The 22,696-nt window shown below is 63.1% G+C and carries 26 protein-coding genes and 2 pseudogenes; 19 read left to right on the forward strand and 9 right to left on the reverse strand.

Annotation, left to right across the window (positions count from 1 at the left end; translation table 11 throughout):
• Positions 1-2: 2 nt before the first annotated feature.
• From NKH29_RS21915 to NKH29_RS21940, 6 genes and pseudogenes are all read left to right on the forward strand, one after another.
• Positions 3-764, forward strand: coding sequence for a TIGR04290 family methyltransferase (locus NKH29_RS21915; protein ID WP_023716617.1), 762 nt, complete (start codon positions 3-5; stop codon positions 762-764).
• On the forward strand, positions 757-1,689 hold the full coding sequence (locus NKH29_RS21920) for a glycoside hydrolase 5 family protein (protein ID WP_023716616.1): 933 nt from the start codon (positions 757-759) through the stop codon (positions 1,687-1,689). The genes NKH29_RS21915 and NKH29_RS21920 overlap by 8 nt, the downstream gene beginning before the upstream one ends.
• Before the next feature lie 20 nt (positions 1,690-1,709).
• Positions 1,710-2,774: a glycosyltransferase gene (locus NKH29_RS21925; RefSeq protein WP_352493909.1), complete on the forward strand. Its 1,065-nt coding sequence runs from the start codon at positions 1,710-1,712 to the stop codon at positions 2,772-2,774.
• Positions 2,775-2,781: 7 nt separating this feature from the next.
• Positions 2,782-3,771, forward strand: coding sequence for a GNAT family N-acetyltransferase (locus tag NKH29_RS21930; RefSeq protein WP_352789716.1), 990 nt, complete (start codon positions 2,782-2,784; stop codon positions 3,769-3,771).
• A 158-nt stretch (positions 3,772-3,929) separates the two neighbouring features.
• Positions 3,930-4,535, forward strand: a pseudogene (locus NKH29_RS21935) (class I SAM-dependent methyltransferase); the annotation flags it as partial.
• A gap of 222 nt (positions 4,536-4,757) precedes the next feature.
• Positions 4,758-4,976, forward strand: a complete 219-nt coding sequence (locus NKH29_RS21940; RefSeq protein ID WP_352590497.1) for a hypothetical protein — start codon at positions 4,758-4,760, stop codon at positions 4,974-4,976.
• Between the two features lie 367 nt (positions 4,977-5,343).
• Here the strand turns inward: NKH29_RS21940 and NKH29_RS21945 are convergent, their stop codons facing one another.
• Positions 5,344-5,928 (reverse strand): sigma-70 family RNA polymerase sigma factor, encoded by a 585-nt coding sequence (locus NKH29_RS21945; RefSeq protein ID WP_036244131.1) that lies wholly within the window; start codon positions 5,926-5,928, stop codon positions 5,344-5,346.
• Between the two features lie 290 nt (positions 5,929-6,218).
• Here NKH29_RS21945 and NKH29_RS21950 point away from each other — a divergent pair, with 290 nt between their 5' ends.
• The 3 genes from NKH29_RS21950 (at position 6,219) to NKH29_RS21960 (ending at position 7,213) form a co-directional block, all read left to right on the forward strand.
• The gene (locus NKH29_RS21950) at positions 6,219-6,422 is read left to right on the forward strand and encodes a hypothetical protein (RefSeq protein ID WP_023676144.1); all 204 of its coding nucleotides are present in this window, start codon (positions 6,219-6,221) and stop codon (positions 6,420-6,422) included.
• A 127-nt stretch (positions 6,423-6,549) separates the two neighbouring features.
• Positions 6,550-6,843 carry a DUF982 domain-containing protein gene (locus NKH29_RS21955; protein WP_353000563.1) on the forward strand — a complete coding sequence of 98 codons (294 nt, stop codon included), beginning with the start codon at positions 6,550-6,552 and terminating at the stop codon, positions 6,841-6,843.
• A gap of 70 nt (positions 6,844-6,913) precedes the next feature.
• A complete protein-coding gene (locus NKH29_RS21960) occupies positions 6,914-7,213 on the forward strand; it encodes a DUF982 domain-containing protein (RefSeq protein WP_352482820.1) in 300 nt (99 codons plus the stop codon).
• A gap of 29 nt (positions 7,214-7,242) precedes the next feature.
• Here NKH29_RS21960 and NKH29_RS21965 read toward each other — a convergent pair whose 3' ends face one another.
• From NKH29_RS21965 to NKH29_RS32685, 4 genes and pseudogenes are all read right to left on the reverse strand, one after another.
• Positions 7,243-7,740: a hypothetical protein gene (locus NKH29_RS21965; protein WP_352789714.1), complete on the reverse strand. Its 498-nt coding sequence runs from the start codon at positions 7,738-7,740 to the stop codon at positions 7,243-7,245.
• A gap of 86 nt (positions 7,741-7,826) precedes the next feature.
• On the reverse strand, positions 7,827-8,417 hold the full coding sequence (locus tag NKH29_RS21970) for a LysE family translocator (RefSeq protein WP_352494026.1): 591 nt from the start codon (positions 8,415-8,417) through the stop codon (positions 7,827-7,829).
• Between the two features lie 49 nt (positions 8,418-8,466).
• Positions 8,467-8,652 (reverse strand): hypothetical protein, encoded by a 186-nt coding sequence (locus NKH29_RS21975; protein ID WP_352789711.1) that lies wholly within the window; start codon positions 8,650-8,652, stop codon positions 8,467-8,469.
• Positions 8,653-8,736: 84 nt separating this feature from the next.
• Positions 8,737-9,567: pseudogene (locus NKH29_RS32685) on the reverse strand (SIR2 family NAD-dependent protein deacylase).
• A gap of 323 nt (positions 9,568-9,890) precedes the next feature.
• On the opposite strand from NKH29_RS32685, the gene NKH29_RS21990 reads away from it, so the two are divergent.
• From NKH29_RS21990 to NKH29_RS22035, 10 genes are all read left to right on the forward strand, one after another.
• On the forward strand, positions 9,891-10,556 hold the full coding sequence (locus NKH29_RS21990) for a heme-binding protein (protein WP_502897684.1): 666 nt from the start codon (positions 9,891-9,893) through the stop codon (positions 10,554-10,556).
• Between the two features lie 62 nt (positions 10,557-10,618).
• Positions 10,619-12,421 (forward strand): methanol/ethanol family PQQ-dependent dehydrogenase, encoded by a 1,803-nt coding sequence (locus NKH29_RS21995; protein WP_353000570.1) that lies wholly within the window; start codon positions 10,619-10,621, stop codon positions 12,419-12,421.
• Positions 12,402-13,271, forward strand: a complete 870-nt coding sequence (locus NKH29_RS22000) for a substrate-binding domain-containing protein (protein WP_352482827.1) — start codon at positions 12,402-12,404, stop codon at positions 13,269-13,271. Before NKH29_RS21995 ends, NKH29_RS22000 begins: the two co-directional genes overlap by 20 nt.
• Entirely contained in the window at positions 13,268-13,801 is a 534-nt protein-coding gene (locus NKH29_RS22005) for a c-type cytochrome (protein WP_352638931.1), read from the forward strand. Before NKH29_RS22000 ends, NKH29_RS22005 begins: the two co-directional genes overlap by 4 nt.
• A 38-nt stretch (positions 13,802-13,839) precedes the next feature.
• Positions 13,840-14,814 (forward strand): cytochrome c oxidase subunit II, encoded by a 975-nt coding sequence (coxB, locus tag NKH29_RS22010; RefSeq protein ID WP_352482828.1) that lies wholly within the window; start codon positions 13,840-13,842, stop codon positions 14,812-14,814.
• Positions 14,811-16,787: a cytochrome c oxidase subunit I gene (ctaD, locus tag NKH29_RS22015; protein WP_352789708.1), complete on the forward strand. Its 1,977-nt coding sequence runs from the start codon at positions 14,811-14,813 to the stop codon at positions 16,785-16,787. The genes coxB and ctaD overlap by 4 nt, the downstream gene beginning before the upstream one ends.
• Positions 16,784-17,389, forward strand: coding sequence for a cytochrome c oxidase subunit 3 (locus NKH29_RS22020; protein ID WP_352482830.1), 606 nt, complete (start codon positions 16,784-16,786; stop codon positions 17,387-17,389). The genes ctaD and NKH29_RS22020 overlap by 4 nt, the downstream gene beginning before the upstream one ends.
• Position 17,390: 1 nt before the next feature.
• Entirely contained in the window at positions 17,391-17,732 is a 342-nt protein-coding gene (locus NKH29_RS22025; protein ID WP_023716597.1) for a hypothetical protein, read from the forward strand.
• Positions 17,729-18,607: a cytochrome c oxidase assembly protein gene (locus NKH29_RS22030; RefSeq protein ID WP_352482832.1), complete on the forward strand. Its 879-nt coding sequence runs from the start codon at positions 17,729-17,731 to the stop codon at positions 18,605-18,607. The genes NKH29_RS22025 and NKH29_RS22030 overlap by 4 nt, the downstream gene beginning before the upstream one ends.
• Positions 18,588-19,001, forward strand: coding sequence for a c-type cytochrome (locus tag NKH29_RS22035; protein ID WP_352482833.1), 414 nt, complete (start codon positions 18,588-18,590; stop codon positions 18,999-19,001). The genes NKH29_RS22030 and NKH29_RS22035 overlap by 20 nt, the downstream gene beginning before the upstream one ends.
• 3 nt (positions 19,002-19,004) lie before the next feature.
• Here NKH29_RS22035 and NKH29_RS22040 read toward each other — a convergent pair whose 3' ends face one another.
• Genes NKH29_RS22040 through NKH29_RS22055 form a run of 4 tightly spaced genes read right to left on the reverse strand, consistent with a single transcriptional unit; the run spans position 19,005 to position 22,661 of the window.
• Positions 19,005-19,808, reverse strand: a complete 804-nt coding sequence (locus tag NKH29_RS22040; RefSeq protein ID WP_023716594.1) for a lanthanide ABC transporter permease protein PedC — start codon at positions 19,806-19,808, stop codon at positions 19,005-19,007.
• Positions 19,805-20,530, reverse strand: coding sequence for a lanthanide ABC transporter ATP-binding protein PedB/LutE (locus NKH29_RS22045; protein ID WP_023716593.1), 726 nt, complete (start codon positions 20,528-20,530; stop codon positions 19,805-19,807). The genes NKH29_RS22040 and NKH29_RS22045 overlap by 4 nt, the downstream gene beginning before the upstream one ends.
• Positions 20,527-21,495: a PQQ-dependent catabolism-associated beta-propeller protein gene (locus NKH29_RS22050; RefSeq protein WP_023716592.1), complete on the reverse strand. Its 969-nt coding sequence runs from the start codon at positions 21,493-21,495 to the stop codon at positions 20,527-20,529. Before NKH29_RS22050 ends, NKH29_RS22045 begins: the two co-directional genes overlap by 4 nt.
• Complete coding sequence (locus NKH29_RS22055) at positions 21,483-22,661, reverse strand: lanthanide ABC transporter ABC transporter substrate-binding protein PedA1 (RefSeq protein WP_352789705.1); 1,179 nt, start codon at positions 22,659-22,661, stop codon at positions 21,483-21,485. The genes NKH29_RS22050 and NKH29_RS22055 overlap by 13 nt, the downstream gene beginning before the upstream one ends.
• Positions 22,662-22,696: the final 35 nt, after the last annotated feature.

The following is a 22,696-nucleotide window of genomic DNA, read 5'->3' on the forward strand; positions in this document are numbered from 1 at the left end:
CCATGCTGCATTCCGATGCCGAAATCCGCCGCCGCATCGATGCGCTCGGCCCATGGTTCCACAATATGGAGCTGGCCGGCGTGGAAACGGCTCCCGATCATTTCCTCGGCAATTACCCGCTGATCAAATGGCGCAAATTCGCCGACGCCATTCCCGCCGATCTTTCCGGCAAGGCGGTGCTCGACATAGGCTGCAATGCAGGTTTCTACTCTATCGAGATGAAACGCCGCGGCGCCGGTCGCGTGCTCGGCATCGACTTCGACGAGGCATACCTTGCGCAGGCGCGCTTTGCCGCTGAGGTTGCGGACTGCGACATCGAATTCCAGCAGCTCTCGGTCTACGACGTTGGCGCGCTGCGTGAGCGGTTCGACATCGTGCTGTTCATGGGAGTGCTCTACCATTTGCGCCATCCCTTGCTCGCTCTCGATCTGATCCGGGAGCACGTTGCCGACGACCTGATGATTTTCCAGTCGATGCAGCGCGGCAGCACCGACGTGCCGGCACTCGAGCAGAATTATCATTTCTGGACGCACGACCTGTTCGACCGGCCGGAGTTCCCAAAGCTGCATTTCATCGAGCATCGTTATGCCGACGACCCGACCAACTGGTGGATTCCCAATCGCGCCTGCACCGAAGCCATGCTGCGCAGCGCCGGCTTCGAGATCGTGCTGCAACCCGAGCAGGAGGTCTATTTCTGCCGCACCGCCGACGTACCGGCCGGCGGCGGCGCCATCTACCCGTCGAAAGGACAGATAAATGATTGAAGCCGCGATGATCTGGAACGAGCCAAACAACAAATCCCACTGGGATCCAGAGCTCGATCCCGACTGGAGCCGCTTCGCCAACATGGCAATCCTGGCCGCCGACGCGATAGCGTCGGAGAATCCGGCCTTGACCAAGGTCCTTGGCGGCATCTCGCCGATCGACGCCGCCTTCATAACACGGATGCAGGAATTCGGCGTGCTCGATCATGTCGACGCGGTCGCCGTGCACGGCTTTCCGCTCGACTGGAACCTCTGGCAGATCCACGAATGGCCGCAGAAGATTGGCGAAATTTCGGCTGTCACCGATCTTCCGGTATGGGTCAGCGAGGTCGGCGTGTCGACCTTCGGTGCCGAGGAGGTACAGGCCTGGGGCCTGCGCCGGACAGCGGAACTGCTGATCGGCAACGCACCGCGCATCCAATGGTATAGCCTCTACGACCTGCCGCGCGAATGGGAAGCGACGACGCGCCATCGCGAGGCGGAAGGCTCTTCCTACTACCGCCATTTCTACATGGGCCTGCTGCGCCAGGACGGCACGCCAAAGCCCGCGCTCGAGGAATTCCTGCACCACGCGCCGGCAATGGGACTGGTGCAGTGGTTCCATTTCGAAGATCACCGGCTGGATGACGCCGTCGCCTGGATGAAACGGCTCGGCGTCACCAATCTGCGCACCGGGCTTTCCTGGGCCGACAGTTTCAGGCCGAACGCACTTGACTGGTTCGACCGGCAAATGGAGGCGTTGGCCGACTTCGACGTGACGGTCACCTTCTGCTTCACGCCGGAACACCGCGGAATGATGCCGCACCACGCCAGCCCGCCGCTGGTGCCGGCGGAATTCGCCGAATTCTGCGCGGCAATGACGCGCCGCTATGCCGGCAGCATCGCTGCCCCTTCCGCCGGCAGGCAGCGCGCCTCCGCAGCGTGAGGAGCTTCGGCTCGCCAGCCATGACGCTCACCGTCCTCAACGTCGCCTATCCCCTCGCCCCGGTCGGGCCGGATGCGGTCGGCGGCGCCGAGCAGGTGCTGTCGATGCTCGATCAGGCGCTCGTACAGGCCGGACACCGTTCGATCGTGATCGGCTGCCAGGGCTCGCGCGCTGCGGGTGTCCTCATCGAGACGCCGGCCGAACCGGGCGTGCTCGATGAAGCGGCGAAGCGCCGGGCCCAGCGTGCTCATCGCGCAGCAATAGCTACCGCACGCGCACGCTGGCCAATCGACGCGGTTCATTTGCATGGCATCGATTTCGATGCCTATCTGCCGGGCGATGGGCCGACATTGGTGACCTTGCACCTGCCGCTCGACTGGTATCCGGCCGATGCTCTCAGTCCGGCGCGAGAGGATCTGTGGCTGCATGCGGTATCGGCGGCTCAGCAACGAACCGCGCCACCGGGCGCCAGGCTGATCGGGCCGATCCCCAACGGAGTGGACATCGACGCGCTGAGCGAGCCACAGGTCAAGCGTGAGTTTGCGCTCGTGCTCAGCCGAATCTGCCCGGAAAAGGGCATTCATCTGGCGCTTGACGCAGCCAAGAAGGCCAACGTACCGCTGGTCATCGGCGGCAAAGTCTATCCCTACGAAACCCACACAGCGTATTTTCGCGACGAGGTCGAGCCGCGGCTGGACAGTCGGCGCCGCTTCCTCGGTCCGCTCGGCTTTGTCGCCAAGCGGCGCCTGCTCAACACAGCCCGCTGCCTGGTCGTCCCGAGCCTTGCCGCGGAAACCAGTTCTCTCGTCGCCATGGAGGCACTCGCCTGCGGCACCCCCGTGGTGGCCTTCCCGAATGGCGCACTGCCGGATGTGGTCGAGCATGGCAAGACGGGGTATCTCGTCAGAGATGTCGACGAAATGGCGGAAGCCATCGTTGCCGCACCCGGCCTGGACCCTGAGACCTGCCGGGCCGAGGCGCGGCGCCGCTTTTCACTCGACCGCATGGTCTCCTCCTACATGGACGCCTATCGGGCGCTGGCACGGCTCGGCACAGACAGCGGACAGCTCGCGGCGGCGAAGTGAGCGGGACATGCTCCGCAGCGAGATCATCGACGATGCGGCGGGCCTCGAAGCCCTCGGGCCACACTGGTGGGAACTCTGGTCGCGCAGTCCCTCGGCGACGCCGTTCCAGTCTCCCGCATGGCTGGTGCCGTGGTGGCGGACATTCGCTCCTGGTGAGCTTGCGACGGTCGCCGTCTGGAGTGGCGATGACCTGGTCGGCTTGGCGCCACTCTATCTGGAACACCGGGAAGCCGGCGCGCGATTGCTTCCGCTCGGGATTTCGTTGAGCGACTATCTGGACCTCCTTTGTCTTCCCGAGATCGCCGAACCGGTCGGCGCCGTCATCGCCGGCTCGGTTCTTTCCATCGGCTGGTCACAGTGGATCTTGCCGGATCTGCCGGCCGGCGGTGCCGGCCTCGCCATCTGCCATGCCGCGCTCGAAACAAGCCAGGCTGTCAGCCACGCTGCTTGCCCGGTGCTTTCCCTCACGGGCGATGAGACGCTTCTCAGCTGTGTTCCGGCGCGGCGACGGCGCCAATTGCGCCGCGCCCATAGAGCTGCTTCGAGACGTGGCCGGGTCTCCATCGAACCCGTTTTGTCCGATCCGCAGACATTCCTCGATCATTTGATCCGCCTCCACCGCGCGCGCTGGGCCGGAAACGGCGACGGCGTCCTGTCCGATACCCGCGTGGAAGAATTCCACCGTCAGGCGCTGCCGCTGTTGGCTGCTCAGGCACTTGCCCGATGCTGGCTTGTCGCCATCGGTGGCGCGATCGTGGGCGCCTATTACGGGTTTCATCATCGGGGCCGCGCTTACGCTTACCTCGGTGGCTTCGATCCGGCCTATGCGGAGGAAAGTCCCGGCGCGCTGCTCATCGGCCAGGCGATAAGGCAGGCGATCTGCGAAGGCGCGGAAGAGTTCGATTTTCTGCGCGGACAAGAGGCCTACAAATACAGCTGGGGCGCCGTCGACCGGTGGACGATGCGCAAGATCTGGACGCGGAGCAAAGGGCGATGAGCGCGACCCAACCGGGATCTCGGTGGTCGACATCAGCAAGGCGGGTGCTGGAGGAATGCATGGCAGATGGTGCCGGCGTCGAAGCCGTCATCGCCAGGCTGGCTCTCCGTTTCGAGACAGGAATCGAAGCCGCAGAACTGGCGAAGATTGCGCAAGACATGCACTCGGCCGAACCGCGAAAGACGGCAAAACTACAGCGGATTGCCGACCTGCTTCAGCGCAGGCCCGAGATCTTCGCCACGCTGCGCAAAACGGGTGCTGCCGTTCGGCACGAACGCGGTGAGGGAGAGACCGGCGATGCGGTCGTCAAGCGGCTGGCAGCCGGGTTTGACGCGGCGGCGGCGATCTCCCCGGCGGCGAGCGTCCAGCTGTCGTCGCTGGGCAACGAGGAAAAGCTCTCGGCCGCTACGGCTGAGATCGTTGCATGGCTGGAGAGGCGAGGTTTTAGCGGCGCAAATAACGACATCCTGGATATTGGCTGTGGTATCGGTCGCTTCGAACAGGCGCTCTCCGCTCTATCGCACCGGATCGTCGGCATCGACATATCCGCGGCGATGATCTCGATCGCTCGCCGGCGATGCGCCGGGCTCGGCAATGTGGAATTTCGCCGTACCCAAGGTTTCGATCTTGCCGATTTCGGCAATGCGAGCTTCGACCGCGTGCTGGCCGTCGACAGCTTTCCCTATTTGGTGCTGGCCGGCCTCGCCGAACGGCATTTCGTGGAAATCGGGCGCGTGCTGAAGAGGCCGGGCATGGCCGTGCTTTTGAATTATTCATATCGCGGATCGCCGGCGCTGGATCGCGCCGACGTTCATAACTTCGCCAATGCAAATGGCATGCAAATCCTCGTCGACGGCGAAAAGCCGTTCCGGCACTGGGACGGCGATGCCTTCCTGCTTACGATTTCCAGCGGAACATTGTGGCCCAACGCTGGTTCGGATGCCGAACAGGAAAAGCCGCTATTCGACAGTATGAAGGAGGATAAGATGGCGTCCGGCAGCAAGAAGCACATCGGTCGCGGCAGTCATGGCAAAGGCGCTGGCGCTGGCGCAATGACCGATCTTCCCAAGGACAAGATCGGAGAGAACGCTGTTCTGTCCAACAGAGACAAGAAGCAGCACAGCAAGGAGCGTGGGCTCGACGGCAATCGGGTCAAGTCCGAGCAGTACCAGGATCATTCAGGGGATCGACGGCCTGAAGACTGATCGTTGCGGCGGCATGTGGCTTGCAGCCGGTGAGCAATTGAAAACGCAGCGAGAGCCAACCGCTGACGAAGCTGTGCAAGGACCGAAGCCGGTCGCATGGATAGCTTGCAAATTCTTGCAAACTCGCACTGTTGCCACCAGAGTGAGGTGAAGGGACTAACATTTGCCAAGAGAACGCGATGTCTCGCTCAAGGGAAGATTCCGTCAGCACGCGTGCCGATCTGAGGATAGACCGGGAAATCGCTTCCTTGCTTGCGGCCATCGAACAGGAAAGGGTTCCTGACCGGCTGACCAAACTTGCGATTGAATTGCAGAACGCGCTTGTGGAAAGACGATTGCGCGAAACCAGCAATTAGCGTGACATGTATTAGCGGCGCCTCTCGGCTTCGAAGTCCAATTGTCCTTCGGATAGATAGCTGCGCCTTTCCATCAGCGTTTGCGAGGAACTTTCGCCAAGGTATTCCAGCACGCCGGCGCGTGCGCGGTTGAGCCGGCTTTTCACGGTTCCCACCGCGCAACCGCATATTTCGGCAGTCTCCTCATAGCTGACGCCCAGCACGCCTATCAGCATCAGAACCTCGCGCTGGTGCTCGGGAAGGCTCTGGATGGCCTGGTGGACTTCCTTGCCCTGTACGGACCATTCCTGCGTCGCTTCCGAGATCGGCCGCAGCGAAGCGCAGTCGAGCAGGCCAGGCGCTTCCCTCACTGCGGCTCTGACACGCGTGTAGTAGGTGTTGCGCATGATGGTGAAGAGCCATGACTTCATGCGCGTTCCAGCCTCGAACTTGTCGATGTTGGCCAGTCCCTTGGTCAGCGTCTCCTGGACCAGGTCGTCTGCATCATCGGGGGTGCGGCAGAAAGTACGCGCGAAAGCCCTTAAGGCGGGTATGAGGTGGACGATGGAAACTTCTTCGGTTTCGCGGGTCGCGAAGGCGTAGGCTGTGGGTGGCAATGGTCCAGCTCCCGTCCAGAATGAGTTCGTGAGCGCAGACCAGTTAAATGCATTGGGCGAAAGATCGTTCCGGCTGGCGAAAATCACCCGGCTCCAGAAACCGGAGAGGCTTGGCTGGGCACTCCAGCCGGCGGCGATATTTTTGACGGAACAACCACCGGTATCGCGGAGTTCGAATCGAGGTCGTCCGAAAATCCGGGGGACCGCCATTGGCGCGTCGAAACGCGATTCGCAGCGAGCCTTGGCCGCCACCTCAAGGACAGTCCGCCACCTCAAAACAGGAGGAATCCATGACAGGAAACAAGCACGCCAAAGGCAAAACGCCGGCCGATAGCGACCTTGCCAACGATCCCGGCATCGGCAGTTCCAAGGGCACGATCAAGGAGGGCGACCGGCTCGATCAGGGCGACAACACGTTCGAAGGCGATGTCGAGAACGACACCACGCCTCAAGGCGGTATCAATCCCCGGCAAAAGATGCGGACCAACAAGTGACGCCAGCATCGGCCGGCGCACGATCGAACAAATCCGCTGCAACCCGTGCACCAATCCCGCGTTAACGGGCATCGGCCTCGTGTCCGCATCGAGCGTTGATGCGACAGGCACTTTCGCGGAGACACAGATGACAAAAAGCTCGTTTGGCCGCCCCGTTCCAATTCTTGTCGGCCTTGGTTTCCCTCGCCATGTCGAAAATGTGTGGCAGGCCTATGACGTCTTAAACGAATGGCCGAGCCGCGGCCCGGCGCACATGGCGGCGTTCAACGCCTGTCGCGCCGGGCTGGCTGACGAGGTCGATGCCGAGACGGTGCGCGCGGCGTTCGAAGCATTCGCCCAAAAAGCGGGCATTCTGGCGCACGATGTCGCCGCCGAAATACCAGCAGGCACCAATCCCACTGAGGTTCGCGATGTCGGCTAAAATGCCCAGCAGGCCATGTGACCCGCTGAGGCTAATTTATATCAAGGGTGGTTAAATCGGGAGGACCGCCATGCTGGAGATAAAGTTCGATGCTCCGGTTTGCATCTACTTCGGCAAGCCGGGCCGATCGCGAATGGTCAGCTCCGTTTTCGAGGCTTCTTACTGCCTCAAAAGCGAGAAATGGCCTGCCCGCAATGCCCCGTTGTCGCTGATGGCGGCAGATGCATTGGATGGCGCCCAGATCGGCCAGATTACGGCAGCGGAAGCCCGCGAAGCATTTATCGACGCGGCTTTGGAAGCGAAGATTCTTGTCGAAGGCGAGCCGCATGACACGCATGCCCCGACAGCCTTCATGCCGGACGGCGGGTGAGCTGGCAGGCTGCTTCCCCGCAGTGCCGTTTATCGCGAATGGCTGGCTTCCTCGGCCTTTTTCTCGCGCTGCTGCCTGAGGACCTCGTCGGTTCCGACGAGCTTCTTCGATCCGCCGGGGATCGCGGTGGAAACGACCGCCGGCGGGTCGCTCGCCGGGAAAGAATCCTCCAGACCAGCCTGCAACTGGTCTTCCAGCGTCTGCGGCTCTTCAGAGCGGCCGGGAGTCCTTCGAGTATCTACGTTCTCCAGCGGCTGTGTCATATCCGGTGACGACTTGACGTCTCGAATCCAGCCATAGAGCTGTTCGATGGCAAATTCCTTCATCGTGTCGAAATCGGCTTTCTCGTCACGCGATGCCTCGATTTGGTCGACCATGGTCTTCTCGAAACGTTCGAGGCTATCGCTTCCGCAGGCCCGGCAGAGACGCACCAGCGCCTCGCGCAGTATGAGGGGCGCAAAGTGCGCCGTTGCCTCAAGCCTGAGCTGCTGCAAACGCTCTGGGGTGGCGGCTTGGAACTTCGACATGTTCGACCTCTCGCCTTGTGGAGCATGTCAACGAAAATTGTCGATGGATGTTCCATAGGGGCGGCCGCCGGTGCATCGCTCGATCCTCAGCGGTGTGCGCCACCACCGAGTGCCATGCGGATACCGAGACCGACGACGAAGCAGCCTGCCACGCGCTGCTGCCAGAGCCTTACCTTCGGTCGCCTCATGATCCAGGCCCCGAGCGTGCCGGATGCGAGCGCATATGTGCCCAGCACCAGCACACCGGTCATCTTCTGGGTGCCTCCGAGCAGCAGCAATTGCAGTGTAACCGATCCGCGAGCCGGATCGACGAACTGTGGAAGGAAAGCCACCATGAAGGTTATCGGCCAGGGATTTACCAGATTGGCGATCATCCCTTCGCGCGCAGCCGCGAGCGGCCCGACGGCCGCAGGCTTCTCGACTTCGACCCCGTCCGACGGCAACAATACCAAACGTGATCCAAGCCAAACGAGATAGGCCGCGCCCATCCAGCGAAGCATGGCAAAGGCAAGGGGCGACGCCTGGAGCAGCGACGATATGCCGAGGGCAAGGAGCGGCAACTGGACCATGCCGGCGCCGAGGGTCATGCCCAGAACGGTTAACAGGGCAACCTCCCGGCCCTGCCCGATGCCACGCGCCATCACCAGCAGACTGTCAGGCCCCGGCGGCATCTGCATCAAGATGACCGTCCCGAGAAAGGCCGCCCAAGAGGCGTGATCCATGCCGCTACTTCGCCCAGGTTTGGTAAGATGCCTTCGCGCTATCCTTCAACCGACCGGCATCTCGCATCATCTTGAGCGCTTCATCCCTGGTCAGGCCGCATTTGCGGGCAAAGAAATTGATCTCATAGACCTGCTCGGCCGACAGGCCATGTTTGATATGCACTCTTCGCTTGTGTTTGCGTTCCTTCATACAGGCTTGATCCCGTGAGACTTAGCCTCCCCAACTCACATCGGGCCGGCCGGTTCCCCACAGCTTCGTCACGGCGCAGGCTTTTCAGGCGCCGTCTGGCCGGCCGACCCTGTCCTTGAGTTCGTTCAGGAATGCGAGCAGCGCGTCCTCCGGATCGTCGGCCTCTTCGGTCAGCATATCGATGCCCCAGCGGCCGAGAACAGCCTCCTGGACGATGCTCGGCTGCGACATGAAGATGAAGGATTTCGGACGGCTCTTCTCGTAGCCCGACCGCTGCCAGGTCTGCCAAAGCCTATGCAGCAGCAGACGGATGTTCATGTCGGACATGCTGTAGCCGATGAACAGGATGGTGCGCCCCAGCGCGTCGGCCCGAAATTTCACATCGAGCGGCGAATCGAACGACAGCCGTTCAAAATAATCGGTCTCCGCCAGAACCAGCGATTTGTCGTCGTCGAAATCGCCGTGGAATTTGATGATCTGGGTGACCTCGCCTGTTGTCTTGGGCAAGTCCTTTGCATTGGCCACTTTCACAAAGGGCCGGCCATGGATCTCGAAGGCAACCTCCAGGTTGCGATCATAATTGGTGGTGTAGATGATCGGAAAATCGAGCGACACGATAAGCTTGTGGATCGCCGAGCCCCGCACTTTTTCCCGCGATACGCTCTATTCGCGATCCATCCAGCTGCGCAAAGGGCCGAGGCTCCCCTGCTTCAGCCGGTAATATTCGGCAAGGGCCTGATAGTTGGCCTCCGGTGCGCCGATCATGTCCTCGTCGAGGCCGAGCTCGTTTTGCATGTGCTCGATGAGCTTTTGCCAGGACGGTAAGCCGACGCTCATCGATACTCCGGCGCCAACGAACAAGACCGCTCGCCGCTCTTTCACCGATTGAGCCAGTTGCTCGACTGCAGACAGCATCCGACACAACTGCGAACAGCGCCCTCCGTTCCGGCCGAGCCCGGACCACCGCGGGAATAACTCCAATTTGCGGTTGAATGAGAACGCCCGGATCAACTATCCCGAGCGCCGGCCGCCGAGTTTGGCCGACGGAATCCGACATTTATTTCATTCCATTTGGCACTTCTGCGCCTCTCGCGCGTTGGGAGTGTTCAACAAAGACGGCGCAGCTAATGGATCGCCATCGGATTGTCTCAGTAGCATTATGTCTGTTCCTGCTTACAATCGGCGCCGTCCAGCAAAAGGCTTGGGCTCAAGCACCTTGCCCGGCCGACCATGACAAATTGCTGGCCGCCCTCAAGGCCAACGTCAAAGCCAGCGGCGGCCCCGGCAATGGCGGCTTCGATACCAATGAATGGGCGGCAATCGTGGCTCGCGACGGAACTGTCTGCGCCGTCGCCTTCAGCGGGCCTACCGCCGACGCCCAGTGGCCCGGCAGCCGACTGATCGCCGCCGAAAAAGCCAATACGGCCAACGGGCTCAGCCTCGCGCAGATGGCTTTGTCCACCGCGAACCTCTACGCGCCGGTGCAGCCCGGCGGTCCTCTATTCGGCCTCCTGGCCACCAATCCGGTCAATCAGGCGGCAGCCTATGCGGGCGATCCTTCTACGTATGGAAGCTCCAGCGATCCATTGCTGGGAAAGCCCATCGGCGGTGTCGTCGTGTTTGGCGGTGGCCTGGCTCTCTACGACGGCAAGGGGATCGTCGGGGCCCTCGGGATAAGCGGCGATTCCTCTTGTGCCGACCACAATGTCGCCTGGCGGGTGCGGGCCGCACTCGGGCTGGACAAGGTACCGGCCGGCGTCAACCCAAACCGCAAGGACGCTATCATTTTCGACCTCGATCCCGGCGGCAAGAGCGCTTCCGGCTGGGGCCATCCATTGTGTGCCGGAACCGAGGCGGACGTAGCCGCAGAGCTTGGCGCCGGTGTCGGCGGGTCGATACGCTAATGAGGCAAGTGCGACAGGTGGCAGCGAAAACCAGTGTGTCAGCCAAAAGGGGAGAAAGGCCAATGGCTGCGATGCTGGGATGGACGCTGCTGGCAGGCTTCGCGCTAGTTACCACGGCGGTTGCTCAGTCAACGTCAAGCTTTGCGATAAATCCGCCGTCCGCAGCTGCTCCGCCCGACGACGGCCAGTGGGCGATGCCGGCAAAGAACTACGCCTCGACCCGCTACAGCGAACTTGCGGAAATCACCGAGGACAACGTCAAGAACCTGCAGGTGGCCTTCACATTCTCCACTGGCGTCAACAAGGGCCAGGAGGCTGCGCCCCTGGTCGTTGGCAACACGATGTACATCGTGACGCCGTTTCCCAACATCCTCTACGCGCTTGACCTTACCAAGCCCGGCGCGCCGATGGAGTGGAAATTCGAGCCCAATCCCGAGCCTGCGGCGCAGGGCGTTGCCTGTTGCGACGTGGTCAACCGCGGTGCGGTCTTCTTCGACGGGCGCATCTATTTCAACACCCTCGACGGCCATACCATCGCCGTTGATGCAGCCACCGGCAAACCGGTCTGGAACACCCATATCGGCAACATCAATATCGGCGAGACCATCACCATGGCGCCGCTGGTGGTCAAGGGCAAGGTGCTGGTCGGCAATTCCGGCGGCGAAATGGGCGTGCGCGGCTGGATCAAGGCGCTCGACGCCGGCGACGGGCACGTCGTCTGGACGGCCTACAACACCGGCCCGGACGCCGAGGTGCTGATCGGCCCCGATTTCAAGCCGCATTACGACATGGACAAGGGCAAGGATCTCGGCGTGACGTCATGGCCGCCCGATGCGTGGAAGATCGGCGGCGGCAATGTGTGGGGCTGGATCTCCTATGATCCGGATCTGAACCTTATCTTCCACGGCACCGGAAATCCCGGCCCGTGGAATCCGGATCTGAGGCCCGGCGACAACAAATGGACCGCCGGCATCTTTGCCCGCGATCCCGACACCGGCGCAGCCAAATGGTTCTATCAATGGACCCCGCACGACCTCCATGATTACGACGGCATCAACGAGCAGGTGCTGCTCGACATGACTTGGCAGGGCAAGCTCCGCAAGGTCCTGGTCCGACCGGAACGCAACGGCTATGTCTATTTGCTGGACCGCACGACGGGGGAGGTATTGTCGGCGGTGCCGTTCGGGCCTGTCAATTCCAGCAAGGGCGTCGACCTAAAGACCGGCCGGCTGATTGTAAATCCCGACAAAAAAACCGGCACCGGTAAGGTCGTGCGCGACATCTGCCCCACCGCATCCGGGCTAAAGGACTGGCAGCCTTCGGCGTTCTCGCCAAAGACCGGCCTGCTCTACATTCCGCACAATAACATGTGCATGGACGAAGAAGGCGTCGAGGTGAATTACATCGCCGGGACGCCCTATGTCGGCATGAACGTGCGCATGATTCCGGGGCCGGGCGGCAATCGCGGCGCTTTCACCGCCTGGGATGTCGCCGCCGCCAAGCCGGCGTGGAGCCTGAAGGAGAACTTTCCGGTGTGGAGCGGCGCCGTCGCCACCGCCGGCAATGTCGTGTTCTATGGCACGATGGAAGGCTGGTTCAAGGCGGTCAGCGCCAGGACCGGCGCGCTGCTTTGGCAGTTCAAGACGTCGTCCGGCATCATCGGCCAGCCGATCACCTATCGCGGCCCAGACGGGCACCAATATGTCGCGGTCCTTTCGGGCGTCGGCGGCTGGGCTGGGGCGATCGTATCCGGCGATCTCGACCCGCGCGACGCCACCGCCGCGCTGGGCTTCGTCAACGTCATGAAGGATCTGAAGGATGTAACCACGCCGGGAGGTACGCTGTATGTGTTCCGGCTGCCTTGAGACGATCGGCCGAGTTGCGCGGCCACGGAGAACGCGACCGCGGCGGCTTGCCGCCGCGGTCGGTGCACTGGCGCTCTCGCTTGTTGCCCCCCTTGCCGATGCGCGCGAATTGAGAATCTGCGCCGATCCCAACAACATGCCGTTCTCCAATGCCGCCAGGGAGGGCTTTGAAAACAAGATTGCCGAACTCGTCGCCGAGGAGCTTGGTGCGACTGTTTCCTACACATGGTGGGCACAGCGGCGCGGCTTTGTGCGCAACACGCTGAAAGCCGGCCTGTGCGATCTGGTGCCCGGCACACCCGCCAATCTCGAAATGCTGCGCACCACCGCGCCCTACTACCGGTCTTCCTACGTCTTCGTGACACGAAAGGATGCGCCGGAAATCACGTCCTTCAACGATCCTCGCCTGCGCGATCTGCACATCGGCGTCCAGCTGATCGGCGACGACGGCGCCAACTCGCCACCCGTCCAGGCGCTCGGGCGCCGCGGCATCGTCGGCCATCTCATCGGCTTCCCGGTCTATGGCGACTATTCCGCGCCGAACCCGCCAGCGCGCATCATCGAGGCGGTGGCGAATGGCGACATCGATGTTGCCGTCGTCTGGGGACCGTTGGCCGGCTACTTCGCCGCCAGGCAAAAAGCTCCGTTACGAATTACGCCGGTTGCGCCGCGTATCGACGGTCCGCTGCTGCCGATGATCTACGACATCTCGATGGCCGTGCGCCGCGACGACGATGCACTGCGCGGTGAGGTAGACGCAGCTATTGCCAAACACCGCGCCGAGATCGATACGATCCTGGCGGAATATGGCGTGCCTCGCCTCGACGGCGCCGGGGCGGCAGTGCGATGAACCGCGGCCTTCCATGCTTGCTGTCGGCGATGCTCGTCCTTGCCGCTTGCCAGCGCGAGGAACGCGACACGCGTCCACAGTCGGTGCTCGGCTCGGGCAACCAACCGGCGGCTGTGACGGCCCTCGAGCCGGGCGGCCAACGGCCGGCCTCGTCCGACAACAAGGCCGGCGTGTTCGAGGCCAACGCCTTCCACCTCAGCGAGGGCAAGCGTCTGTTCAACTGGTTCAACTGTTCCGGCTGCCATGCCAATGGCGGCGGCGGCATGGGCCCGGCCCTCATGGACCAGAAGTGGCTCTATGGCAGCTCGATCGAAAGCATCCACGCCACGATCAGGGACGGCCGGCCGAACGGCATGCCGAGCTTCCGCGACAAGATCCCTGACGACCAGATCTGGGAGCTTGCCGCCTTCGTCCGCGCGCTGAGCGGCAACGCGCCAAAGTCCGCTGCGCCGAGCCGCGACGACGACATGATGCCCCATCCATCCGAAAATCGCCTGCCGGACGCCGCGACGCTGGGGAAGTCGCCGTGAACCGCCTTCTTTGCAGGGTGTGCTGCAGCACAGCCTGCATGCTGCTCCTTGCAGGATGCAGCGGCTGGCAATCCGCGCTCGACCCGAAAGGCCCGGCCGCGGGCGAGCTTGCATGGCTGATCTGGTTCTTCACCGCGCTGTGCACGGCGGTCTGGCTTCTGGTGATGGCCGTGCTGATTACGCCATTGGCCCGGCGCCCGGCGCCGCTCGGCGATCCGCTTGTCCTCGACGCTGCCGCCGAGCGCAGCAAGATGCGAATTGTCGTCGCCGCACTCGCCGCTACCGCCCTGATCCTGGTCGGCCTGACGCTGCTGAGCTACTTCGCTAACCGGACGCTCGCCGCCATCGGCTCGGATGCGGCGCTGACGATCCGGGTGACCGGGCATCAATGGTGGTGGGAGGTGCGCTACGAAAACGATCAGCCGAACCGCATCCTGACGACCGCCAATGAAATCCATATCCCGGCGGGGGAGCCGGTGCGGCTTGTCGTGACCTCGACCGACGTCATCCATTCCTTCTGGGTGCCGAACCTCTCGGGCAAGCTGGACCTCATTCCAGGCCACGAGAACGTTCTCGATCTGAAGGCGGACAAGCCCGGCGTCTATCGCGGCCAGTGCGCCGAGTTCTGCGGCGCGCAGCACGCCAATATGAGCACCTTCATCGTCGCCGAACCCCGGCCCGTCTTCGACGCGTGGCTGAACGATCAGCTGCGGCCGGCGGTCGCTCCTGCCTCTGGCGAGGCAAAAGCCGGCCATGACCTATTCCTCAAACGGCCTTGCGTGATGTGCCACAAGATCGGCGGCACCATCGCCGGCGGTACGGTCGCTCCCGACCTTACACATATCGCAAGCCGGCAGACGCTCGCTGCCGGAACGCTGGCGATGAGCCGCGGCAATCTCGCAGCCTGGATAGCCGATCCGCAAGGGATCAAGCCAGGTGCCCACATGCCCGTAGTGGGACTAAACGGGGACGAGCTGAATGCGATCGTAGCCTATCTCGAGGGCCTGAAATGAGCAGCGCCGACCTAGCCCATGAGCGTGACCTCGCCCAGCAACGCGCCGCAGCACAAAAGGGTGACCTAGCTCCCGAGCACGACGGTCCTCGCGATACCGGCCTCGACGACGCCAGCCTTGACCGCTGGCTGGCGCGGACATGGCAGACGGCACCGGGCATCATCGGTGCGCTCTCGAGCGTCGACCACAAAATTGTCGCGCGGCGCTACCTGATCACCGCCTTCTTCTTCCTGTGCCTCGGTGGCCTCAGCGCCGTTGCCATGCGCATCCAACTGTCGGGGCCGGAGCGCGGGCTGATCGGGCCCGACCGCTACAACCAGCTGTTCACCATGCATGGCGTAACCATGATGTTCTTGTTTGCAGTGCCGATCGTTCAGGCGACTGGCATCTACCTCGTGCCGCTGATGGTCGGCACCCGCAACATCGCCTTTCCGCGCCTCAATGCATTCAGCTTCTGGATTTATCTCTCCGGTGGCCTCTTCGCCTGGGTGTCGTTTGCACTCGACATGGCGCCCGACGTCGGCTGGTTCTCCTATGTGCCGCTGTCCGGCCCTGAATTCGGGCCAGGCAAGCGTTCCGACGTGTGGGCGCAGATGATCACCTATACCGAAGTGTCATCGTTGGCGGTCGCGGTTGCCACCATCGTCACCGTGCTGAAGCAACGCGCGCCGGGCATGTCGCTGGACAAGATTCCGCTCTACGTCTGGGCGATGCTGGTCACCTCCTTCGTGATCGTGTTCGCCATGCCGGCGGTCATGATCACGTCGACGTTCCTGATCCTCGACCGGCTGGTCGGCACCCATATCTTCAATCCCGCCGAGGGTGGCGACGTACTGCTCTTCCAGCACCTGTTCTGGTTCTTCGGCCACCCCGAAGTCTACATCATTTTCCTGCCGGCCACCGGCATGGTGTCCTCGATCATCGCCGCTTTCGCCCGGCGTCCGGTATTCGGCTATCTGTGCATGGTTCTGTCGCTGATTTCGGTCGGCTTTCTGTCGTTCGGCCTGTGGGTCCACCACATGTTCGCAACCGGCTTGCCGAAGCTCGGCGCGAGCTTCTTCACCGCGTCGAGCATGCTGATCGCCATCCCGAACGGGCTGCAGATCTTCTGCTGGCTGGCGACATTGTGGGACGGAAAGCCGATAGTCAGGACGCCGCTGCTGTTCGTGTTCGGCTTCTTCTTCACCTTCGTCGCAGGCGGCCTGACCGGCGTGATGCTGGCCTCGGTCCCATTGGACCTGCAAGTGCACGACACCTATTTCGTGGTCGCGCATTTCCATTACGTGCTGATCGGCGGGTCGGTGTTCCCGCTGCTCGGCGCGACCTATTTCTGGTTCCCCAAGATCACCGGCCGGATAATGAACGAGCGTCTCGGACGCTGGCACTTCTGGCTTGCCTTCATAGGCTTCAATGCGGCGTTCTTTCCGATGCACATTGTCGGGCTGTGGGGCATGCCGCGCCGGGTCTACACCTATCCGGCGGAGCTCGGCTGGGGCAACATCAACCTGTTCATCACAGCCGGCGCGGTCGTCCTGTTCCTGAGCTTCGTGCTGTTTACCATAAACCTGGTTCACAGCGCCTTGAGGGGCGCGCCGGCCGGGGACAATCCCTGGAATGCGGGCACTCTGGAATGGGCGACAATGTCTCCGCCGCCTAACTACAATTTCGCCCATATTCCGGTGGTTACACATGCCGAGCCGCTGTGGGCCGAACGCGATACGCTGCCGGTGGCGACTGGGCTTCGTGTCGACGTGCGCGAACTTGTTATTTCGACCGTGGCAGAGGCGCATCCCGATGTGCGCGAGAAGTCGGCGACGCCATCGATCTGGCCGTTATTCGCCGCCCTCGCCGTGGGCGCCACCTTTCTCTATTCGATCTTCAGCCCGTGGGCGGTGGTCTGGGGAGCCGGGCCGATCGCCATCACCTTGATCGGCTGGTTCTGGCCGAAAGGCGATCCGGAGGACGAGGAATGAAACAGCGCCCGGCCGCGGATCTTTCCGAACTCCCGACCTTCGGGCTCGGACCGCGCAGCCCGACCTGGTGGGGCACCCTCGCCTTCATGGCGCTTGAGGGCACTGGTTTCGCGCTCGCCGCAGGCGCCTATCTCTACCTTGCCTACCTGTCCCCCGAATGGCCGCTCGGCGTGCCGCCGCCCAACCATTGGCCGGGCACCATCGTCATGCTGTTGCTGCTCGCCAGCGTGGTGCCCAACCACATACTGAACCGCTACGCCGAAGCCTGTGCCATGGTGCCGGTGCGCATCGGCCTGCTGGTGATGTCGCTGCTCGGCATCGCACCGCTTGTCGTGCGCTGGTTCGAATTTCCGGCCCTCAACATTTATTGGGATACCAATGCGTATGGCTCGATGCTGTGGGTGCTGCTCGGCCTCCACACCACACATCTGATCACCGATGTCGGCGACACGCTGGTGCTGACGGTTCTGATGTTCACGCGCCATGGCTATAGCGGCCGGCGTTTCGGGGATGTGGGCGACAACGTCTTCTACTGGGATTTCGTGGTCGCGACCTGGATCCCGATCTATCTGTTTATTTACTGGACGCCGAGGCTGGGTTGAGATGCGTGCGGTTCGGTACGGAACTTCCTGGGGTGGGCTGTTGTCGGGGCCATTGGCCTGGGCGGTATCGACGCAACTGAACTACGCGGTTGTCGAGTGGCAGTGCGCTCACAGGATTGCGATCATCCCCGTCATTGCGTTGGTGTTGGCGGTGCTGGCCTTGCTCGGCGGCGCGCTTTCGTGGCGGGCGCGACAGCAAGGCGGCGCCGCCTTCAAACCGGAGCGTACGCGCGGCACCGAAGATTTCGTCGCCAATGTCAGTATTCTAAGCGCGGTGCTGTTTACGCTGGTAATCGTCATGCAGGGCGCTGCCTCGCTCATTCTTGACGGCTGCATACGATGAGCTTCGAGGCGCTCTTCTCGACCTCCATCTGCTACGGTGCCGGCGCCCCTCAGGCCGGTTGGACGCTGGCGCTGCCAATTACGCTGCCGTTGGCAGCGATCGCACTGCTTTACACCGCTGGAGCCGCTCGGTTGTGGCGGCGGAGTGCTCGCAGCCGCCCGTTGCGGCTGTGGCAAGCCCTGCTGTTCGCGGCCGGCTGGGTCATTCTGGCAGCAGCGCTGGTCAATCCGCTCCATGCATTGGGTGAGCGCGTTTTCACCGCCCATATGATCGAACATGAGCTGCTGATGGCGGTGGCGGCGCCCTTGCTGGTCGCCTCCTGTCCGGCCGCGGCGATGATGTGGGCATTGCCGATCAAGCTGCGGCAGGCGCTGGGCACAGCCGGGCACGCCAAGATGCTGCGAGCGGTTTGGGTCGCCATCAGCCGCCCTGCAGCCGCCACCGTCCTGCACGGCGTCGCGATATGGGCGTGGCACGTTCCGGCCCTGTTCGAGGCAGCGCTTGGACAGGGTGCCCTGCACTATGCGCAACATGCCAGCTTCCTCGGTAGCGGCCTGCTGTTCTGGTGGGTGCTGCTGCCGCGCCCCGGCCGCGAACAAGCCTATGGCAGCGCGGTCATGCACCTTTTCTTCACCTCGCTGCACACCGGCCTGCTCGGAGTGCTGCTGCTGGTCTCGCCAAGGCTGTGGTACCCGGAAAACGCCGCCGGCGCAGAATTGTGGAGCCTTAGTCCGCTCGAGGACCAGCAACTCGCCGGTTTGGTGATGTGGGTTCCGGCCGGCCTGATCTATGGCGGCGCGGCGTTGCTGCTGGCCGGCCTGTGGATCCGCTCGAGCAGCCGAAAGGAGGCGCCGCATGCGCTTCACGCTGTCTAAAGCCATAATCGGCGCTGCGGTAATTGTCGTGCTCGTTGCAGCCCTGGCCGGGATTGCGTTGTACTTCGAGCAAAGCCGTCGGGTCGAGCAGAAGGCCGACGATGCGACCGGCGGTGTCGGCGCCCGCGCCATACCGATCATGATGGCCAATGGCTGCGCCGGTTGCCACACCATCACCGGCGTTCCCGGAGCGCAAGGGCTGGTCGGCCCGCGCCTCGACGCCAGCTTGGCCAACCGGGTTTACGTCGGCGGCGTCTTGTACAACAAGCCGGAAAACTTGATCCGCTGGATCCGTGCGGCAAGGGAGATCAGCCCGCATACGGCAATGCCTTCGACCAGAATTTCCGAGCAGGAGGCGCGGGACGTGGCTGCCTACCTCTATTCGCTCAAATGAAAGTCATTGCTCGCCGCGTCGCGACCACAGGCCACGACCGGGATCATAAGCGGCCGCCGCGGCGAGGAAGAACACGACGAGGCAGGCCAGAACTACTTGGCATGAGACCGGCTCGAAGCGCAGATAGAGCGCGAAGCGGATCAGCTCGACTGCATGGCTGAACGGGTTCAGCGCTGCGACCGTCGCAAGCACCGGACCAGCCTCGGCAAGTCGCCACAGTGGATAGAGCGCGGTCGAGGCGAAGAACATCGGAAAGATGACGAAGTTCATCACCCCGGCGAAATTCTCCATCTGGGCCGATACTGACGAGACGAGCAGGCCGAAGGCGCCAAGCATCAGCCCGGACAGCACCAGCGCCGGCAGAACCGCGAGATAGCCGAGCATCGGTGGCCGCACGTCCCAGTAGCGCGCGATCAGCAAGAACAGGTACACGAGCGGCAGGCCGACGACCACACTGGCGAGCAGGCGAGCGCCGAGCAGATACCAGCGCGGCAGCGGCGCGGTCAGCAACAGACGCATGCTGCCCATTTCGCGGTCATAGACCATTGCCAGCGAACTGGCCATGGCGTGGAACAGCAGCATCATCGCGGCCAGCCCGGGCACCACATAGACTTCATACAGCACATAAGTCTGGTAAGGCGGCGTGATCGACAGGCCGAGCACGGAGCGGAAGCCGGCGGCGAAGATGGCCAGCCATACCAATGGCCGGGCAATCGCCGAGATCAGGCGGCCGCGCTGGCGCAGCGTGCGAAGCAGTTCTCGCTGCAAGATGCCGATGAGCGCCCGCAGCGCATGACGGGTTATCATGCCGACTCCGTCAAGCGAGCGAACGCGTCTGCCATGCTGCCGACGCCGAGTTCGGCGGTAATGCGATCGGCGCGGCCTGCCCATCGCACACGGCCGCCGTGAAGCACGACAACATCATCTTCGGCAGTCACCTCCTCAAGGAAATGCGTCGCCCACAATACCGCAATGCCGCGTTCGCGGCATAAGCCGCGAACATGCTGCGCCAGTGCCCGGCGCCCGGGCACGTCCAGTCCGGTGGTCGGCTCGTCGAGCAGGAGAAGGCGCGGCTGGTGCATGAGCGCACGGGCGATCTCGACACGCCGCCGCTGGCCGCCCGACAATGAGCGGATGGGATCGCCGAGCCTGTCGAGGACTTCGAGGCGGCCGAGTTCCTCGCGTGTTCGGACCTTGGTAACGTCGGCGGCAAGACCATGCAGGGCGGCGTGATAGCGTAGGTTCTCGCCCGCCGTGAGATCGAGATCGAGCGTCTGCTGCTGGAAGACGACGCCCATCTGGGCGAGCGCGGTCGCAGGGTCGGTGCGCATGGCGTGTCCGAACACTTGCACCGAGCCAGAACGAGCGTGATAGAGACCGGTAATCAGCGAGAACAAGGTGGTCTTGCCGGCGCCGTTGCGACCAAGCAGGATGCACATCCTGCCCTGCTCGACCGAGAAGGAGATAGCGTCGAGCACCCGCCGGTCCTTGAAACTGTGCCCCAGATTGTCGAGCGACAGCGCTTTCATGGCCCAACTACGACGCCCCACGGACCGCGCCCGACCGGCAGCGATTTGACCACCTCTTCATTCTCAAGGTCGATGACCGAGATATCGCCGGAATTGCCGTTGGCGCTGAATAGGCGTCTCTGATCGTCTGCCAGCGCGACGTGCCATGGCCGCTGGCCGACAAGATAAAGGCGGCGCACCGCCAGCGTGGCCGTGTCAATCTCGGCGATCCGGTTTGCGGGACCCAGCGCGACATACGCAGTGCCGCCGTCACGCGACATCTCGATGCCGACGGCCTGGACGCCTTCGCGGCGAATACCCGGCACCTCAAACTGGACCTTGCCGGTTTCAGCCCGTGTTAAGGTGTCGAAGACCGTCACCGTGCCGCGGATCTCGGAAGAGACCCAAAGCCGCTTTGCGTCCGGGGAGAACGCCGCGGCGCGCGGTCGCGTGTCGACCAGCAAATTATCCACGAGATCGAGCGTGCCGGCGTCGATGAGATGCAGCATGCTCGTCGTCTCCGAGGTGCAGGCGACGTAACGGCCGTCCGCGCTGACCGCCATTCCCTCGGGCTCGACACCGACATCGACGTTGCCGATGACCTTGGCCGAGGCGATTTCCACTACCGAGACCAGATTGTCGTTCTCATTGGCCACAAACAGCCGCTTGCCGTCGGGATGCACGACGAAGAATTCCGGATCGGCTCCCGAAGGCAGTTGGCCGACCACTCGTCTCTTGGCAAGGTCGACGACATCGATGCGATTGTCGTCGCCGACAGCGACAAAGAGGGTCTTCTTGTCAATGGAAAGCGCCAGTCCGCGCGGCCGCCGTCCGACGTCGATCGTTGCCGAGAGGCTCATACTTGCCCCGTCGACGACGGCAACCGCATTGTCCTGTTCGTTCGACACGTAGACGGTTTCGGCAGCAACAGGACCGACCGAGATAAGCACGGACACCACCAGGAGGATTGCGGTCAAAAGCGGCATGCGCTCTCCTCGAGATCGATGCCAAGCGTGTCGAGCGGCGTCCGCTGATGCAGGAAGCCGGGCTGCGGCGAGGCGGAGACCAGCAGGCGAGGCCCAGCAATCAGGATCGGCTGCCGCAGTTGCCCGTCCCATGGACGAAAACTGAGCCCTTGGCCTTTGAAACCGGGGAGAAGAAAATCGTCGCCGCGCATGTAGCCGGCGATGGCTGACGGATCGACGCTGCGCAGCCGCGTCGCGGCCTCGCCGACGCTGCGCACGGCGAGCCAGGCGGCATAGTCGCTCGGCGTCATCCATCGCCCCGCCTGCTTCCGGAAGCGGTCTTGCAACTGCGTCGCTCCCCATTCCTCGGTGACGGCGCTCCAACCGGCCGCAACCAGCCCTTGCGTGCCGGCGACCGGTCGCGGCAGTGCCGTGCGGTCATCGAGATAGGCGCCGAATTCGTCAGCCTCGTCGGCGACGACCAATACATCATAATCGGCGACCTGCGTGGCGGCCGGTATTTCTGACTGCAGCGTGACATGGCCGGTATCAGCGCGTCCGTTCGCCGGACGGAACGTCCATGGCTGGTCGACGGTGATTTCGGCCCCGAAACGTTGCGCCGCGCGGCGAAAAGCGGCGGCCATCGCCTGGTCGGCAGAATGCGTGCCGACAAGCAGGAACCAGCGCTGCCAGCGCTTCCACACCAGGTACTGCGCCAGGCCGTCGGCGAGCATGGCGCGGCTTGGAATGGTGTGTAGCAGGTTCTTCCTGCAGTCCTGCTGGCGCAGCGCATCGTCGGTAGCGCGGCTGTTGAACAGCAGCATCTTCTCGGCGCCAAGCGCCGCAAGCGCCTGCGTGAGCGGCACAGCGTCAAGATCGGCGACGACAAACGCAAGGCCGGCGCCAGCGAACTGGCCTATCGCGTCCGATGCCGCCTCGGCGGGCTTCAGCACTCGCTCCTCCAGCCGGAAATGCTGGCCGAGAAAGCGCCCGGTCGTATTGTCGTCGGCGATGCCAAGACGTGCGCCTTGCAGCCCGTCATCTGTCGCGAACTGGTCCAGCGGACCCAACTGTAAGGGCGGCTTGCGCGACTGGCCGAGATAGCCGATTACCACCGTCTGAGGCTCGGCAAGACCGGGAGCAGCGACGAAAAGCAACAGGGCAAGAACAGCAAGCGCCAGCCTCATTCCGCTGCAGCTCCCTCTCCCGCAGTGACTGACCG

The sequence above is a fragment of the Mesorhizobium sp. M1295 genome (assembly GCF_040318135.1).
Taxonomy (GTDB): domain Bacteria; phylum Pseudomonadota; class Alphaproteobacteria; order Rhizobiales; family Rhizobiaceae; genus Mesorhizobium.

Excerpts from the sequence above, each read along its gene's own strand:
- NKH29_RS21915 (WP_023716617.1), top strand. The coding sequence starts at position 3 with ATGCTGCATTCCGATGCCGAAATCCGCCGCCGCATCGATGCGCTCGGC.
- NKH29_RS21920 (WP_023716616.1), top strand. The coding sequence starts at position 757 with ATGATTGAAGCCGCGATGATCTGGAACGAGCCAAACAACAAATCCCAC.
- NKH29_RS21925 (WP_352493909.1), top strand. The coding sequence starts at position 1,710 with ATGACGCTCACCGTCCTCAACGTCGCCTATCCCCTCGCCCCGGTCGGG.
- NKH29_RS21930 (WP_352789716.1), top strand. The coding sequence starts at position 2,782 with ATGCTCCGCAGCGAGATCATCGACGATGCGGCGGGCCTCGAAGCCCTC.
- NKH29_RS21940 (WP_352590497.1), top strand. The coding sequence starts at position 4,758 with ATGGCGTCCGGCAGCAAGAAGCACATCGGTCGCGGCAGTCATGGCAAA.
- NKH29_RS21950 (WP_023676144.1), top strand. The coding sequence starts at position 6,219 with ATGACAGGAAACAAGCACGCCAAAGGCAAAACGCCGGCCGATAGCGAC.
- NKH29_RS21955 (WP_353000563.1), top strand. The coding sequence starts at position 6,550 with ATGACAAAAAGCTCGTTTGGCCGCCCCGTTCCAATTCTTGTCGGCCTT.
- NKH29_RS21960 (WP_352482820.1), top strand. The coding sequence starts at position 6,914 with ATGCTGGAGATAAAGTTCGATGCTCCGGTTTGCATCTACTTCGGCAAG.
- NKH29_RS21965 (WP_352789714.1), bottom strand. The coding sequence starts at position 7,740 with ATGTCGAAGTTCCAAGCCGCCACCCCAGAGCGTTTGCAGCAGCTCAGG.
- NKH29_RS21970 (WP_352494026.1), bottom strand. The coding sequence starts at position 8,417 with ATGCAGATGCCGCCGGGGCCTGACAGTCTGCTGGTGATGGCGCGTGGC.
- NKH29_RS21975 (WP_352789711.1), bottom strand. The coding sequence starts at position 8,652 with ATGAAGGAACGCAAACACAAGCGAAGAGTGCATATCAAACATGGCCTG.
- NKH29_RS21995 (WP_353000570.1), top strand. The coding sequence starts at position 10,619 with ATGGCTGCGATGCTGGGATGGACGCTGCTGGCAGGCTTCGCGCTAGTT.
- NKH29_RS22000 (WP_352482827.1), top strand. The coding sequence starts at position 12,402 with ATGTGTTCCGGCTGCCTTGAGACGATCGGCCGAGTTGCGCGGCCACGG.
- NKH29_RS22005 (WP_352638931.1), top strand. The coding sequence starts at position 13,268 with ATGAACCGCGGCCTTCCATGCTTGCTGTCGGCGATGCTCGTCCTTGCC.
- coxB (WP_352482828.1), top strand. The coding sequence starts at position 13,840 with ATGCTGCTCCTTGCAGGATGCAGCGGCTGGCAATCCGCGCTCGACCCG.
- ctaD (WP_352789708.1), top strand. The coding sequence starts at position 14,811 with ATGAGCAGCGCCGACCTAGCCCATGAGCGTGACCTCGCCCAGCAACGC.
- NKH29_RS22020 (WP_352482830.1), top strand. The coding sequence starts at position 16,784 with ATGAAACAGCGCCCGGCCGCGGATCTTTCCGAACTCCCGACCTTCGGG.
- NKH29_RS22025 (WP_023716597.1), top strand. The coding sequence starts at position 17,391 with ATGCGTGCGGTTCGGTACGGAACTTCCTGGGGTGGGCTGTTGTCGGGG.
- NKH29_RS22030 (WP_352482832.1), top strand. The coding sequence starts at position 17,729 with ATGAGCTTCGAGGCGCTCTTCTCGACCTCCATCTGCTACGGTGCCGGC.
- NKH29_RS22035 (WP_352482833.1), top strand. The coding sequence starts at position 18,588 with ATGCGCTTCACGCTGTCTAAAGCCATAATCGGCGCTGCGGTAATTGTC.
- NKH29_RS22040 (WP_023716594.1), bottom strand. The coding sequence starts at position 19,808 with ATGATAACCCGTCATGCGCTGCGGGCGCTCATCGGCATCTTGCAGCGA.
- NKH29_RS22045 (WP_023716593.1), bottom strand. The coding sequence starts at position 20,530 with ATGAAAGCGCTGTCGCTCGACAATCTGGGGCACAGTTTCAAGGACCGG.
- NKH29_RS22050 (WP_023716592.1), bottom strand. The coding sequence starts at position 21,495 with ATGCCGCTTTTGACCGCAATCCTCCTGGTGGTGTCCGTGCTTATCTCG.
- NKH29_RS22055 (WP_352789705.1), bottom strand. The coding sequence starts at position 22,661 with ATGAGGCTGGCGCTTGCTGTTCTTGCCCTGTTGCTTTTCGTCGCTGCT.